The sequence below is a fragment of the Pseudomonas sp. SB113 genome (genome assembly GCF_040754745.1).
Taxonomy (GTDB): Bacteria; Pseudomonadota; Gammaproteobacteria; order Pseudomonadales; family Pseudomonadaceae; genus Aquipseudomonas; species Aquipseudomonas grimontii.
Window position 1 is genome coordinate 289,778 of the sequence record NZ_JBFMHW010000007.1, and the last position, 12,527, is coordinate 302,304.

General features: G+C 60.5%; 13 protein-coding genes and 2 pseudogenes. 5 read left to right on the forward strand and 10 right to left on the reverse strand.

Translation table 11 applies throughout. From position 1 onward, the window contains the following. Positions 1-10 precede the first annotated feature (10 nt). A pseudogene (locus AB1462_RS12395) lies at positions 11-193 on the forward strand (aconitase family protein); the annotation flags it as partial. A 6-nt stretch (positions 194-199) separates the two neighbouring features. Here the strand turns inward: AB1462_RS12395 and AB1462_RS12400 are convergent. From AB1462_RS12400 to soxR, 3 genes are all read right to left on the reverse strand, one after another. Continuing rightward, entirely contained in the window at positions 200-1,075 is an 876-nt protein-coding gene (locus AB1462_RS12400) for an alpha/beta hydrolase (protein WP_315338906.1), read from the reverse strand. Between the two features lie 105 nt (positions 1,076-1,180). Then, complete coding sequence (locus AB1462_RS12405; protein WP_259194591.1) at positions 1,181-1,639, reverse strand: VOC family protein; 459 nt, start codon at positions 1,637-1,639, stop codon at positions 1,181-1,183. Between the two features lie 91 nt (positions 1,640-1,730). Next, positions 1,731-2,171, reverse strand: a complete 441-nt coding sequence (gene soxR / locus AB1462_RS12410; RefSeq protein ID WP_259194592.1) for a redox-sensitive transcriptional activator SoxR — start codon at positions 2,169-2,171, stop codon at positions 1,731-1,733. A 99-nt stretch (positions 2,172-2,270) separates the two neighbouring features. Here soxR and AB1462_RS12415 point away from each other — a divergent pair, with 99 nt between their 5' ends. After that, on the forward strand, positions 2,271-2,636 hold the full coding sequence (locus tag AB1462_RS12415; RefSeq protein ID WP_065924540.1) for an antibiotic biosynthesis monooxygenase: 366 nt from the start codon (positions 2,271-2,273) through the stop codon (positions 2,634-2,636). Here AB1462_RS12415 and AB1462_RS12420 read toward each other — a convergent pair. Genes AB1462_RS12420 through msuE form a run of 4 tightly spaced genes read right to left on the reverse strand, consistent with a single transcriptional unit; the run spans position 2,625 to position 6,696 of the window. Then, positions 2,625-3,728 carry a sigma-54-dependent Fis family transcriptional regulator gene (locus AB1462_RS12420; protein ID WP_131699202.1) on the reverse strand — a complete coding sequence of 368 codons (1,104 nt, stop codon included), beginning with the start codon at positions 3,726-3,728 and terminating at the stop codon, positions 2,625-2,627. The two genes, AB1462_RS12415 and AB1462_RS12420, sit on opposite strands and share 12 nt — an antisense overlap. 12 nt (positions 3,729-3,740) lie before the next feature. Next, positions 3,741-4,928, reverse strand: coding sequence for an acyl-CoA dehydrogenase family protein (locus AB1462_RS12425; RefSeq protein ID WP_027607132.1), 1,188 nt, complete (start codon positions 4,926-4,928; stop codon positions 3,741-3,743). 55 nt (positions 4,929-4,983) lie between these two features. After that, positions 4,984-6,123, reverse strand: coding sequence for an FMNH2-dependent alkanesulfonate monooxygenase (ssuD, locus tag AB1462_RS12430; RefSeq protein WP_090402016.1), 1,140 nt, complete (start codon positions 6,121-6,123; stop codon positions 4,984-4,986). A 9-nt stretch (positions 6,124-6,132) separates the two neighbouring features. Further along, positions 6,133-6,696 carry an FMN reductase gene (gene msuE, locus AB1462_RS12435; protein WP_367246777.1) on the reverse strand — a complete coding sequence of 188 codons (564 nt, stop codon included), beginning with the start codon at positions 6,694-6,696 and terminating at the stop codon, positions 6,133-6,135. Between the two features lie 399 nt (positions 6,697-7,095). On the opposite strand from msuE, the gene AB1462_RS12440 reads away from it, so the two are divergent. From AB1462_RS12440 to AB1462_RS12450, 3 genes are all read left to right on the forward strand, one after another. Next, positions 7,096-7,365, forward strand: a complete 270-nt coding sequence (locus AB1462_RS12440) for a hypothetical protein (RefSeq protein WP_090402020.1) — start codon at positions 7,096-7,098, stop codon at positions 7,363-7,365. Between the two features lie 234 nt (positions 7,366-7,599). After that, complete coding sequence (locus AB1462_RS12445; protein WP_367246778.1) at positions 7,600-8,760, forward strand: cysteine desulfurase family protein; 1,161 nt, start codon at positions 7,600-7,602, stop codon at positions 8,758-8,760. Between the two features lie 39 nt (positions 8,761-8,799). After that, on the forward strand, positions 8,800-10,608 hold the full coding sequence (locus AB1462_RS12450) for an aminopeptidase P family protein (RefSeq protein WP_367246779.1): 1,809 nt from the start codon (positions 8,800-8,802) through the stop codon (positions 10,606-10,608). 110 nt (positions 10,609-10,718) lie between these two features. Here AB1462_RS12450 and AB1462_RS12455 read toward each other — a convergent pair whose 3' ends face one another. From AB1462_RS12455 to AB1462_RS12465, 3 genes and pseudogenes are all read right to left on the reverse strand, one after another. Then, a complete protein-coding gene (locus AB1462_RS12455) occupies positions 10,719-11,000 on the reverse strand; it encodes a hypothetical protein (protein WP_027607138.1) in 282 nt (93 codons plus the stop codon). A 163-nt stretch (positions 11,001-11,163) separates the two neighbouring features. Then, positions 11,164-12,051 carry a threonine/homoserine exporter RhtA gene (gene rhtA / locus AB1462_RS12460; protein WP_090402025.1) on the reverse strand — a complete coding sequence of 296 codons (888 nt, stop codon included), beginning with the start codon at positions 12,049-12,051 and terminating at the stop codon, positions 11,164-11,166. Positions 12,052-12,290: 239 nt separating this feature from the next. After that, positions 12,291-12,527, reverse strand: a pseudogene (locus AB1462_RS12465) (hypothetical protein); the annotation flags it as partial.

The window sequence follows — 12,527 nt, forward strand, 5'->3', positions numbered from 1 at the left end:
GCGCCATTAGCGCCTGAAAACCCGGCGGGTGAGCGTGGACGGCGCGCTGGCCAAGGGGTTGACCTCCAAGGACGTGATCATGGCGCTGATCGGCAAGATCGGCGCGTCGGGAGCAACCGGCTATGCCATCGAGTTTCGCGACTCCACCCTCGATGCACTGAGCGTCGAGGCGCGCATGACCATTTGCAACATCACTGGTTCAGCGCAGGAAGGCCAGCACTTCGTCCAGCAGCAACTCAGGGGCTTCTTCGGCAATGTAATGGCCGGCCGGCAGGGACTTGCCACGTACGTCGGTGGCGACTTTCTGCCATTCCTTAAGCGGTTCGAAACAGCGGCCGACGGTGCCTTCGGCGCCCCACATCACCAGCAGGGGCAGGTTCAGGTGATTGCCGGCGTCGATATCCGCCTGGTCGTACTCAAGGTCGATGCCCGCGGAGGCGCGGTAGTCTTCACAGATGCCGGCGGCGCTGCCCGGTAGCGTCAGGCAACGCAGGTACTCAGCGAAAGCCTCATCGGTGAACGGCTTGAGCCCGGCGCTGCGACTGCCCATCACACTGCGCAGGTAGAGTTCCGGGTTGCTCTCGATCAGCGCTTCGGGCAGCGGTGCCGGGCGGATCAGGAAGAACCAGTGCCAGTAGGCGCGGGCGAAGGCTTCGTCGGTCTGCGCATACATCGCCAGGGTCGGCGCAATATCCAGCAGGACCATGCGCTGCACTGCCTGCGGATGGTCCAGGGCCAGGCGATGGGCGACGCGGGCGCCACGGTCGTGGGCCAGTACGGAGAACTGCGCGAAGCCCAGGGCTTGCATCAGTTCGACGCCGTCGCGGGCCATTTCCCGCTTTGAATAGTTGGCGTGATGGTCAGTGGCCGGCGGCTTGCTGCTGTCGCCATAACCGCGCAGGTCGGCGGCGACCACGGTGAAGTGTTCGGCCAACTGTTCGGCGACTTTGTGCCAGATGACGTGGGTTTGCGGGTGCCCGTGCAGCAGGAGCAGGCCGGGACCTGTACCGCCTTTGCGGTAGCTGATGTCCACGCCATTGACGTGGCACTGGTCTTTCTGGAATCCGGCGAACATGGAATGACTCCTTGTGATGAGTGCCTGCATCCTGGAATCACTCGGCGTTGAGGGCAAGGGCAAGGGCGAAGGCGTGGACGGGAGCCGGCGAACCGGCTCCGATGCTCAGCCTTGCTTGAACATCGCCTCGGCGCGCTCGCGGATCTGCGCTTCGGTGAGGTCTTCCTTGCGGCTGGCGAGGAACCAGAGGTGGCCGAACGGATCCTTCACGCTCGCGGAGCGGTCGCCGTAGAACTGATCCTTCGGCTCGGATACCACGGTGGCACCTGCTGCAACGGCTTGTTTGAATTGTGCGTCGACGTCGTTGACATACAGGTGCAACCCGACACTGGTGTGTTCATCTGGATTGCGCAGGGCCATTTCATCGCACGGCGAGCCCAGCATGATCGCCGAGTCGCCTATGCGCAGCTCGGCATGGCCGACCTTGCCGTCAGGCATATCCAGGCGCATGACCTGCGTGGCGCCAAAGGCTTTTTTGTAAAATTCGATAGCGTCGGCGGCTCTGTCGATACCCAGATAAGGCGTGATGCTGTGATAACCCTCGGGGATAGGTTTAACGCTCATATCGTTCTCCTTGATTGTGGTTGTGGAGGCCCGGCCTTTTCACTATAGGTCACGCCAATCAAGGGCTCTGCTGGCACCGACGAGGGGGCTTTCAGCTGGGCTCGAGCAATTGAGCCCCCGACCCGCGCTCACCGAGTTGGTCATCCGGGTTGCGCAACGGGCACGCGTCCAGCGACAAGCACCCACAACCAATGCAGCCATTGAGCTTGTCCCGCAGCAGTATCAGCTTATTGATGCGTTCATCCAGGTCTTCCCGCCACAGCGCCGACAAACGCTCCCAATCCTGAGCGTTGGGCGTGCGCCCATCCGGCAGCGTCTGCAACGCCTCGCCAATCGTCGCCAACGGAATCCCCAGGCGCTGGGCGATCTTGATCACCACCACCCGGCGCAGTACATCCCTTGGATAGCGCCGTTGATTGCCGGCATTGCGCTGACTCTTGATCAGCCCCTTGGCTTCGTAGAAGTGCAGGGCCGTAACGGCCACGCCGCTGCGGGCCGCCAGTTGGCCGACGGTGAGCTCCTTGGTAACCATGAAAACCCCGATTAAATGCTTGACCTTGACTTAACTAGAGGTTTTACCCTGCATGGTATCGACTCGCAAGATTTTGCCTACAGATAAAGGAGAGTGTTCATGCAGGTGTCAGAGAAAAATCGCAGTTTCACTCAACTGATCGAGTTTCACATCGAACCCCAGCAACAAGTGGCGCTGGTGGCGGCCTTGTCGACCCAAAGCGAACGCCTGGCCCAGGGCCATGGCGGCTTTATCAATGCGAGTGTGCAGGTCAGCGAAGACGGGCGGCGGGTGCTCAATTACCTGCAATGGCGCTCCCGCGAGGACGGCGAAGCGGCGTTCCAATGCTTTGAGCACGGCGAGGAAGATTTCTGGACGCTGATCCGCGCCCACCAGGCGACGGCCGTGACCTTTGGTTCGTTCCAGGTGCTGCGCAGTTTCGAGCGCAGCCATGACAACGCATTGCACTGCCGGCTAAATGGATAGGTGCAGCATGCGTTCACCCTGCACGTTTTCCCCCGGCCGGCGCTTGTTCACCGCCAACTCGCCGATCTTGATCAGGCGCGTGCGCGTGACGTTGCGGCTCAGGCCCAGCAGGTTGGCGGTGTGCACCTGGTTGTAATGGCTGAAGCGGTAGGCGGCGCGCAATAGCGCGTCTTCGACCTTTTCATGCAGGGCGCCGGCCTGTTCTTCGAACAGCTTTTGAAACGCGCGCTCCAGCAAGGCCTCGGCGCTGTTGTCGGTGCCGTGCTGGCTGTCGTCCTGGCGCTCGATGCGCATGTTCGACAGGCGCAGGTCGTCGCGTTCGATCACGCCGTTACGGCAGATCAGCAGGGTGTGGTGAATCACGTTTTCCAGCTCGCGGATATTGCCCGGCCAGCTGTAGCTTTTGAGCTTGTGTTCGGCCTCGCGGCTGATGGTGATCGGGCCGTAGCCCAGGCGTTGGCTGTAGGCTTCGATAAAGTGTCGGGTCAGCGGCAGGATATCGCCGGGGCGCTCGCGCAGCGGGCTGAGCTCGAGGCTGACCACGTCGAGGCGGTAGTAGAGGTCTTCGCGGAAATGCCCGGCGTTGATGGCCTTTTCCAGTTGCACGTTGGTCGCGGCCAGTACACGCACATCAATCGCAATGCTCTTACGCGAGCCCAGGCGCACCACTTCGCGCTCCTGTAGGACGCGCAGCAGCTTGACCTGGATGGGCATTGGCAAATCGCCGATTTCATCGAGGAACAAGGTTCCACCGTCCGCCTCTTCGAACCAGCCGGCCTTGGCACTCAGGGCGCCGGTAAACGCGCCTTTTTCATGGCCGAACAGCTCGGCTTCCACCAGGGATTCGGAGAACGCCCCGCAGTTCACCGCCACGAACGGCCGGTTACGCCGCGCACTGAGGTTGTGGATATGGCGCGCCACCAGCTCTTTACCGGTCCCGGTCTCGCCGATGATCAGCACGCTGGCTTCGCTGGGCGCCACTTGCTGGATATGGTCGAGCAGCGCCTTGGATTTCGGGTCTTCGAAGACCTGGGCCGTGGCGCGGATCGACGTCGCGAGGGCGGGCGAGGGCGGTAAGGTTAAAAGCTGCATGGGCACCTCTTGTTATGAGTAGAACGTCGGAATCGGCAGGGATTGGTTCAACGCCCAGTCCCCCAGTTCGTGGAGCTTGTAATCCACCGGGTCGTGCAGGGTTTGTGTGCGCAGGTTGCGCCAATGGCGATCCAGGCGCAGGGACGCGTGGGTGGAGCGCGCGCCGGTGACTTCAAACAGGCGGCTGCACAGGTCCAGGCCTTGGCGGGTGGCGGCGACCTTGGCGGTAGCGATGGCGATGGCCAGTTGGCCGCGTTCGTTTTCGCTGAGGTTGGGGCCTTTTGCCCACGCCTGGTCGAGCAGCTCAGCCGCGCGTTCCACCAACAGGCGCACACCCTCCAGGGCCACCCAGAATTCGCCGTAGTGATGCAGCACGTAAGGGTCCTGGCGCACGTCTTCGGCTGAGGATTTGTGCCAGGAACGGGTTTCGGTGAGCGTGTAGTTGCGCGCTTCTTCGAAGGCGCCTTCGGCGATGCCGAGGAACATATGGGTGAAGGTCAGCTGGGCGATCAGCGGGCGCAGGCAGGCAAAAGGCGTGCTCAGCGGGCCCGGGTCGAGCAGCAATTCCGACTCCTCGACGCGCACCCGTTCGAAGCTGGCGCTGCCGCTGTCGGTCTGGCGCTGGCCGATATTGTTCCAGTCGTTGTGCAGGGTGATGCCACTGCGTCCGCTGGGGATGGCGGCGATCAGCAGCTTGCCGCCGGCGCTTTCATCCACCGCGGAGGCAATCAGCATTTCCGAGTCGCTGGCGCCGGAGCAGAAGCTTTTTTTGCCCGAGAACTCGCGCCAGCCGCCGAAGTCCTTGACCACCGTGCGTGTGTCCAACGGGTTGAGGGCGTTGCCCCAGAACCAGTTTTTGCGCGCGGTCTGTTCGAACCAGGGTTGCCATTGGTCCGGGCGCGAGAACAGGCGCACGGTGGCGAGCATCAGGTGATGAAAGCCGAAGACGTGGGCAATGGAGCTGTCGACCTTGGCGAACTCGCGCACGATGGCCAGGGTGTCACTCCAGCGTGCTCCGAGGCCGCCGTATTGAGTGGGAATGCTCAGGGCCAGCAGGCCGCTTTGGCGCAGGGCGTCACGTTCGGTCTTGGGGGTGCCACCGCGCTCGTCGCGTTCGACGGCGGTGAGGGCGAATTCGGCGGCCAGCAGTCTGGCGGTCTGCAACGGTGATGGCAGGACGCTATGGGGTTTGGCTGTCACGGGGTTTCCTCTTTATAAGCGGGAACGACCAACGCCGCTCCCGCCGCTGCGCCGATCAGGCCTTGGCTGGCAGAACATCGTTGGCAATCATTTCGCCGAACGGGCCAGTGAGGTTGGTGATGCCACGTCCGGCCAGGCTGGCATAAGGTTCCGGCAGCAGCGGGAACACCAGCTCGGCAAAGCGATAGGCTTCTTCCAGATGCGGGTAGCCGGAGAAGATGAAGCTCTCGATGCCCAGGTCGGCGTATTCCTTGATGCGTTCGGCCACTTGCTGTGGGTTGCCCACCAGTGCGGTACCGGCACCGCCGCGCACCAGGCCGACACCGGCCCACAGGTTGGGGGCGATTTCCAGGTTGTCACGGCGCCCGTCATGCAAGGCCGCCATGCGCCGCTGGCCTTCGGAATCAAAGCGCGAAAAGGATTTTTGTGCGGCGGCGATGGTGTCGTCGCTGATGTGCTCGATCAGCTTGTCGGCGGCTTTCCACGCGTCCTCTTCGGTCTCGCGCACGATCACATGCAGACGGATGCCGAACTTCACCGTACGGCCGTGACGGGCAGCGCGTTCACGCACATCCGCGAGTTTTTCGGCGACGGCGGCCGGCGGCTCGCCCCAGGTCAGGTATACATCCACCTGTTCGGCGGCGAGGTCGTGCGCGGCATCGGAGGAACCGCCGAAGTACAGCGGTGGATAAGGCTTTTGCACCGGCGGGTAAAGCGCCTTGGCGTTCTGCACACGCAGGTGTTTGCCTTCGAAATCCACTGACTCGCCCTGCAACACGCGGCGCCAGATTTGTAGGAATTCGTCGGAGACTTCGTAGCGTTCGCTGTGGTCGAGGAAGCTGCCGTCGCCGCGGTTCTCGTCGGGATCGCCGCCGGTGACCACATTGATCAGCAAGCGGCCGTTGGACAGGCGATCCAGGGTCGCCGCCATGCGGGCAGAAACGGTCGGCGAGATGATGCCCGGACGAATCGCCACCAGGTAACGCAGGCGTTCGGTCAGCGGCACCAGCGCCGAGGCGATGACCCAGGAGTCTTCGCACGAGCGGCCGGTAGGAATCAACACGCCGTAGTAACCCAGGCTGTCAGCCGCCTGCGCGACTTGCTTCAGATAATTGAGGGTGACCGGCCGTGCACCTTGGGTGGTGCCCAGGTAATGACCGTCGCCATGTGTCGGCAGAAACCAGAAAACATCCATGACCAATCCTTAAGCGATTTTCAGCAGAGAGGGGGAGTGCGCAGCAAACAACGGAGCTGCGCGTTCTGCCGCAAGGCGTATACGGCCCTTCAGGGGCTCACTGGTTATTTGGTAGTTGGTGAAATCGGCCTCGGTGGCGTACACGCCGATCGGCAGGGTCAGGGCCTGGAAGAAGCTGAACAGCGGACGCAGTTGATGGTCGAGAACCAGCGCGTGGCGTTCGCTGCCGCCGGTGGCTGCGAGTAATACAGGTGTGTCGATCAGGGCGTTGAGGCCAACCAGGTCGAACAGGTGCTTGAGCAGGCCGGGGTAGGACCCGCGATAGACCGGTGCGGCGACGATCAGCAGGTCGGCCTGTTCGATGGCCACCAGTTGGGCCTCGACCTCGGCGGGCAACTCATCGCGTGACAGTGCACCACCCAGGGGCCTGGCAATGTCGCCCAGTTCGATCAGGGTGGTCTGGATCGGCAGCAAAGTCGCCAGTTCAGCCACTACGGCTTGGGTCAGCACGAGGGTACGGGACGGGCGCCAGGTTCCGCCGGAGAGGGCAACGACATTCAGGGGACGGGTCATGAACAGTTCCTTTATCAACAGTGGTTCATAGCAAGTGGAGTGCAACGTGTTGAGCAAGAGCTGTACCAACGGGTGCAGGCCTTGATCGGCGTGGGTTGCAGGTGCACTGCTGAAAAATGCTGCTGTTGTCTGACTGGTGATTTGTTGAATGGCTGTTGCCTGGTAAACAGTTGCGTGGCGAACAGTGCGGGTTCGGTGTAAGCCATTTATAGAGGGTTACATTTATTCCGTAAATGAACGTATTTCCATATTTATAGATCATAAAGAAATATATGGGGCTCGCTATAGAGGGGGCGTCGGCGGTTGATAGCGACTATCACGGACGGTGATTTTTCACTGTGCAGGGTCGGGAGTAGCCTGTGTTCATTGACTCGAAACCTTCTTTGCAGGGCTACCGCCATGAACCGATTTCTCGCTGTTTGCTTATTGATTGTCAGCGCCGTACTCGCCGGCTGTGCGAGCCATCCATCGCCAGAATTGCGTCCCTACACGGCCGAAGAGAGCAAGCAACTGGCCCTGGAAGCGCTGAGCCGTCGAGGCTTGTCGTTTGATGAATATCAACAGCAGCGCGCTGCACTGACCGGCCAGCCACAGAAGCCCTTCGGGTTTGATCGCCAGGGCGAAATGAACGCCGAGCGCAACGTGGTTTTGCATGGTCGTCCCAGTTGAGTCGGCACTGCGCAGCAAAAAGCCCGAGGCTTCCCTTAAAGGAACCTCGGGCTTTTTGTTTGCCATGGCACGACTTCAGCCTGTTAAGCTGAATTTCAGGAGCGTTCCTACGCACATTTACTTAAAGTTGTCCTTCTTTAATGGCATTTGATCCGGTAAACCTGACGACCTCTGTTCCGGCCGATGCCCCTGAGACGCTGCTCTCGGGAACCTGCTCTGCGAGTCTTAACTGTCATGAATAAACGTCCGCTGTATTTCGACTACGCCGCCACCACCCCGGTGGACGAGCGCGTCATCCAGGTGATGGTCGAGTGTCTGGGCTTCAACGCCAATTTCGGTAACCCCGCGTCCAGTTCCCACGCGTTCGGCCAAGCGGCGCGGCAAACGGTTGAGCAGGCGCGTCGCCAGGTGGCCGAGTTGGTGGGCGCACAGCCTGAACAGATCGTCTGGACCTCAGGCGCCACTGAATCCAACAACCTCGCGATCAAGGGCGTTGCCCAGGCGCGTGGTGTGGCGGGCGGGCATATCATCACCAGCCAGATCGAACACAAGGCCACGCTGGATACCGCGCGGCAGTTGCAGGAAGCCGGTGTGGCCGTGACCTACCTGGTGCCGGACGCCGACGGGCTGATCAGCGCCGACGCCGTCAGCGAGGCATTGCGTGAAGACACCTTTCTGGTGTCGCTGATGCTGGTGAATAATGAGTTGGGCACCCTCAATGACATCCCGGCCATCGGCGCGCGCGTCCGTGAGCATGGCGCGTTGTTGCATGTCGACGCGGCGCAGGGCGCGGGCAAGGTGGCGATCGACCTGGCGCAGTGGCCGGTGGATTTGATGTCGTTTTCCGCGCACAAGCTGTATGGCCCCAAGGGTATTGGCGCGCTGTATGTCGGACCCCGGGCGCAACAGAAAGTGTTGGCACAGATTCATGGCGGCGGTCACGAGGGGGGCTTGCGCTCCGGTACCCTGGCCACCCATCAGATTGCGGGCATGGGCGCGGCATTCGCCCTGGCAGCGGCGTCTTTTGCGCAGGAGAAGGCCGTCATTGTGGCCTTGCGTCAGCGCCTGCTGGAGCAGTTGGATACGCTCGGTGGCGTGCGCCTCAATGGCAGCCCTGCGCAGCGCATTCCTCACACCCTCAGCCTTACGTTCAGCGAAGGTGAATTTGACACTGCTGCGTTGAGTGCGGGCATCGCCTTTTCGGCGACCTCGGCATGTAACTCCGCCAGCAATGCGCCTTCCCACGTGCTGCTTGCGTTGGGCCTTGACGCACGTTCTGCCGCCCGCACCATACGCTTGAGCCTGGGCCGGTTTACCACCGAGCAGGACATCGACCAGGCCGTGCAATTGATCAAGGCCGCACTGGCCAGCGCACCGGCGTTCTGGGCCGTCTGATTTTTACATAACAATTATTAGTGGTTAGCAGGAGACACAATGAGTACGCAGCCCTTGACCCATGGAACGGTTCCCCAGCGCCTGGCGCACACCCGCGAACTGATGAGCCGCGAGGGCATTCACGCCCTGCTGGTGCCATCGGCTGACCCGCATTTGTCCGAATATTTGCCGGGTTACTGGCAGGGGCGTCAATGGTTGTCGGGGTTCCATGGCTCGGTAGGCACGCTGATTGTCACTGCGGATTTCGCCGGTGTCTGGGCCGATAGCCGTTACTGGGAACAGGCGACCAAGGAGCTCAAGGGCAGTGGCATTGAATTGGTCAAGCTGCAACCGGGCCAGCCCGGGCCGCTGGAGTGGCTGGCCGAGCAGACGCCGGAAGGTGGCGTGGTGGCGGTGGACGGTGCGGTGATGGCTGTCGCTTCGGCGCGCACCTTGGGCGCCAAGCTGGCAGAGCGCGGCGCGCGCCTGCGTACCGATATCGACGTACTCGATGCTGTTTGGAAAAACCGTCCGAGCCTGCCGAGCCAGCCGATTTATCAGCATCTGCCACCGCAAGCGACCGTCAGCCGTGGCGATAAACTTGCCGCACTGCGCGCCAGTTTGAAGGAGAAGGGCGCCGACTGGCACTTCATCGCCACCCTGGATGACATCGCCTGGCTGTTCAACCTGCGCGGCGGCGATGTCTCGTTTAATCCGGTGTTTGTTTCGTTTGCATTGATCAATCAACAACAGGCCACTTTGTTTGTGGCGCTGAGTAAAGTTGATGCAGACTTGCGCGCGGTGCTTGCGCAGGATGGCGTGACGTTGCGCGACTACAGCGACGTGGCGGATGCGCTGCGTGCGGTGCCATCGGGTGCCAGCTTGCACGTTGACCCCGCCCGCGTTACTGCCGGTTTGCTGGAAAACCTGGATGCTGGCGTCAAGCTGATCGAAGGGCTGAACCCGACCACACTGGCCAAATCCCGCAAGAGCCTGGCGGACGCGGAGCATATCCGCCGAGCCATGGAGCAGGACGGCGCGGCCCTGTGCGAATTCTTCGCCTGGCTGGACAGTGCGCTCGGTCGTGAACGCATCACTGAATTGACCATCGATGAACACCTGACGGCTGCGCGCACCCGTCGCCCCGATTATGTGTCGCTGAGTTTCAATACCATCGCGGCATTCAATGCCAACGGGGCCATGCCGCATTACCATGCCACCGAAGAAGAGCATGCGGTGATCGAGGGCGATGGCTTGCTGCTGATCGACTCGGGCGGCCAGTACCTGGGGGGCACCACGGATATCACACGGATGGTGCCTATCGGTACGCCGAGCGAGGAACAGAAACGTGACTGCACCCGTGTGCTGAAGGGTGTTATTGCCCTGTCCCGTGCACACTTTCCCAAAGGCATTCTATCGCCGCTGCTGGATTCCATTGCCCGCGCGCCGATCTGGGCTGAAGGCGTGGACTACGGCCACGGTACCGGGCACGGCGTAGGTTATTTCCTCAATGTGCATGAGGGCCCACAAGTGATTGCCTACCAGGCCGCCACTGCGCCGCAAACCGCGATGCAGCCAGGGATGATCACCTCCATCGAGCCGGGCACCTACCGCCCTGGCCGCTGGGGTGTGCGTATCGAGAACCTGGTATTGAACCGCGAGGCAGGCAAGACCGAGTTTGGTGAGTTCCTCTCGTTTGAAACCCTGACCTTGTGCCCGATCGACACCCGTTGCCTGGAGCCGTCGCTGCTCACAGCGGATGAGCGCGAGTGGTTCAACGCGTATCACGCCCAGGTGCGTGAACGCCTGAGCCCGCTGCTCAGCGGCGCTGCGTTGCAGTGGTTGCAGGTGCGCACGACGGCTATTTGACTCGTTGCGAATCGTCGTAGAACAGATCACGAGCTGCAATAATTTAGTTGCAGCGCCGCGAAGGGGGGCAGGCATTTATATGAGCAGTCGCGGCTGACTGCTCGGGGGGATCACTTACAGATGACGATCATGCTGCGGCTGGTGTAGCCGGCAGGGTTGAGGCCGAAGGGGTAGTCCCCTGGCTCCTCGGAGTTGTCACCTGACTTGGCGATAACCCGGTAGCCCTTGGCGCCGCAAGAGTTGGTTGCACTGGTGTAGCACTGGTCCCAGGAAGAAGACAGGCCGGAACAGTTGATATGCAGCCCTTTTTTGCCGCGTTTTACTTCTGTCTTGGTAGTCGCGGCACAGCCAGCAATGGCCACGACCATTAACAGTATCAAAATTCGCTTCATTCCCATCCTTAATAGCCACTTCGCAATGTTCGAAGCCGGCTCTACTCGCTCTCGAGTGTAGCGTTCGCGCTGTCCCTGTCGAAAACTCCATGAATGACATTCGTTTGCAGTTTAAACATGGCCTAAATACGTGGCAAATACCAGAGCAACTTTCAAAGATGATTCAATCCGCCGGAACCAGCGGCTTTGAGTCATTGCGCATGGTCAGTGTCGCGCCTACCGAGGCTAGGATAATGCAACTTATGGCCAGCCATTGCGGTAGGGATAAGTGCTCCTGAAGGAAGAAAAGTCCTGAAAGTGCGCCGAAAGCAGGCTCAATGCTCATGAGCGTTCCGAAGGTGCGGGCGGGGAGGCGTGTCAGCGCGACCATCTCCAGGGTGTAAGGCAAGGCAGTGGACAGAATCGCGACACCGATGGCGATCGGAATCAATGCTGGGGTCAGTAATGCGGTGCCAGCATGGACGATGCCGATGGGCGCAACAAACAGGGCCGCGATCATCACACCCAGGGCGGCGGTCTGGACGCCGTTGTCGTTACCCGCTTTTTGTCCGAACAGAATGTAGAGTGCCCAGCAAACACCCGCACCCAACGCATAGGCCGCGCCGACCAGGTCGATTCCGCTGCTGGCTTCCCCCGTGGGAATCAACAGGAGTAGGCCGACGATCGCGAGGGCTATCCACAGGAAGTCTACCGCTCGGCGCGACGCGTAGATTGCGACGGCGAGCGGTCCGGTGAATTCAAGGGCTACGGCAATGCCCAAGGGAACGCTACGCAAGGACATATAGAAGAGGAAGTTCATGCCGCCCAGAGCCATGCCATAGACGATCACGGTGCGCAGGGATTTTGCGGTCAGCTTGGCGCGCCATGGTCGCAATATGAGCAACATGATCACGCTGGCGAAGATCAGGCGCAGGGTTGTGGTGCCTTGTGCTCCGACAATCGGGAACATGCTCTTGGCCAGTGAGGCCCCGGACTGGATGGAGGCCATAGCGATCAACAGCAGGCCGACCGGAAACAATGCCGAGGCCAAACTGCGGGGGGAGGTGGTCATTGGGGTGTTCGTCCGAGGTCATATTCGAGAAGCAGGGGCCGCTATGATGCTTAACTGTTCGAATTTGAGCAATATATTGCTCAAGTGACGAGGTTGACCTTCTATATATAGAGGGATTTAAAGGTTAGTAGGCACTTTGATAGAAAAACCAAATTAAGTGTTGACGGCAGATTCTGGAAGTCTATAATTCGCCCACTTCCGGCGCAGTCGAAACGTAAAACTCCTTGGTAAACAAAGAGTTATGCAGGATTAGACAGCGACTTGCTTCGGTTCATCGAAGCCCAGAAGAAGTTGATGGGGTCGTGTTGTTTGACGCTATTAACGATTCGATCTTCTCGGTCGAAAGTGGAGAAAAAGAGGTGTTGACAGCAGCGTGTAACGCTGTAGAATTCGCCTCCCGCTAACGAGAGATCGGAAGCGCAAGTGGTTGAAGTTGTTGAAGAAATCTTCGAAAGCTTCTGAAAATAATCACTTGA

What these genes read in the sequence shown, in the direction of transcription:
- msuE (WP_367246777.1), bottom strand. Translation starts at nt 6,696, where the DNA reads ATGACCCGTCCCCTGAATGTCGTTGCCCTCTCCGGCGGAACCTGGCGC.
- AB1462_RS12415 (WP_065924540.1), top strand. Translation starts at nt 2,271, where the DNA reads ATGCAGGTGTCAGAGAAAAATCGCAGTTTCACTCAACTGATCGAGTTT.
- AB1462_RS12445 (WP_367246778.1), top strand. Translation starts at nt 7,600, where the DNA reads ATGAATAAACGTCCGCTGTATTTCGACTACGCCGCCACCACCCCGGTG.
- AB1462_RS12455 (WP_027607138.1), bottom strand. Translation starts at nt 11,000, where the DNA reads ATGAAGCGAATTTTGATACTGTTAATGGTCGTGGCCATTGCTGGCTGT.
- ssuD (WP_090402016.1), bottom strand. Translation starts at nt 6,123, where the DNA reads ATGGATGTTTTCTGGTTTCTGCCGACACATGGCGACGGTCATTACCTG.
- AB1462_RS12405 (WP_259194591.1), bottom strand. Translation starts at nt 1,639, where the DNA reads ATGAGCGTTAAACCTATCCCCGAGGGTTATCACAGCATCACGCCTTAT.
- AB1462_RS12420 (WP_131699202.1), bottom strand. Translation starts at nt 3,728, where the DNA reads ATGCAGCTTTTAACCTTACCGCCCTCGCCCGCCCTCGCGACGTCGATC.
- rhtA (WP_090402025.1), bottom strand. Translation starts at nt 12,051, where the DNA reads ATGACCACCTCCCCCCGCAGTTTGGCCTCGGCATTGTTTCCGGTCGGC.
- AB1462_RS12400 (WP_315338906.1), bottom strand. Translation starts at nt 1,075, where the DNA reads ATGTTCGCCGGATTCCAGAAAGACCAGTGCCACGTCAATGGCGTGGAC.
- AB1462_RS12450 (WP_367246779.1), top strand. Translation starts at nt 8,800, where the DNA reads ATGAGTACGCAGCCCTTGACCCATGGAACGGTTCCCCAGCGCCTGGCG.
- AB1462_RS12440 (WP_090402020.1), top strand. Translation starts at nt 7,096, where the DNA reads ATGAACCGATTTCTCGCTGTTTGCTTATTGATTGTCAGCGCCGTACTC.
- soxR (WP_259194592.1), bottom strand. Translation starts at nt 2,171, where the DNA reads ATGGTTACCAAGGAGCTCACCGTCGGCCAACTGGCGGCCCGCAGCGGC.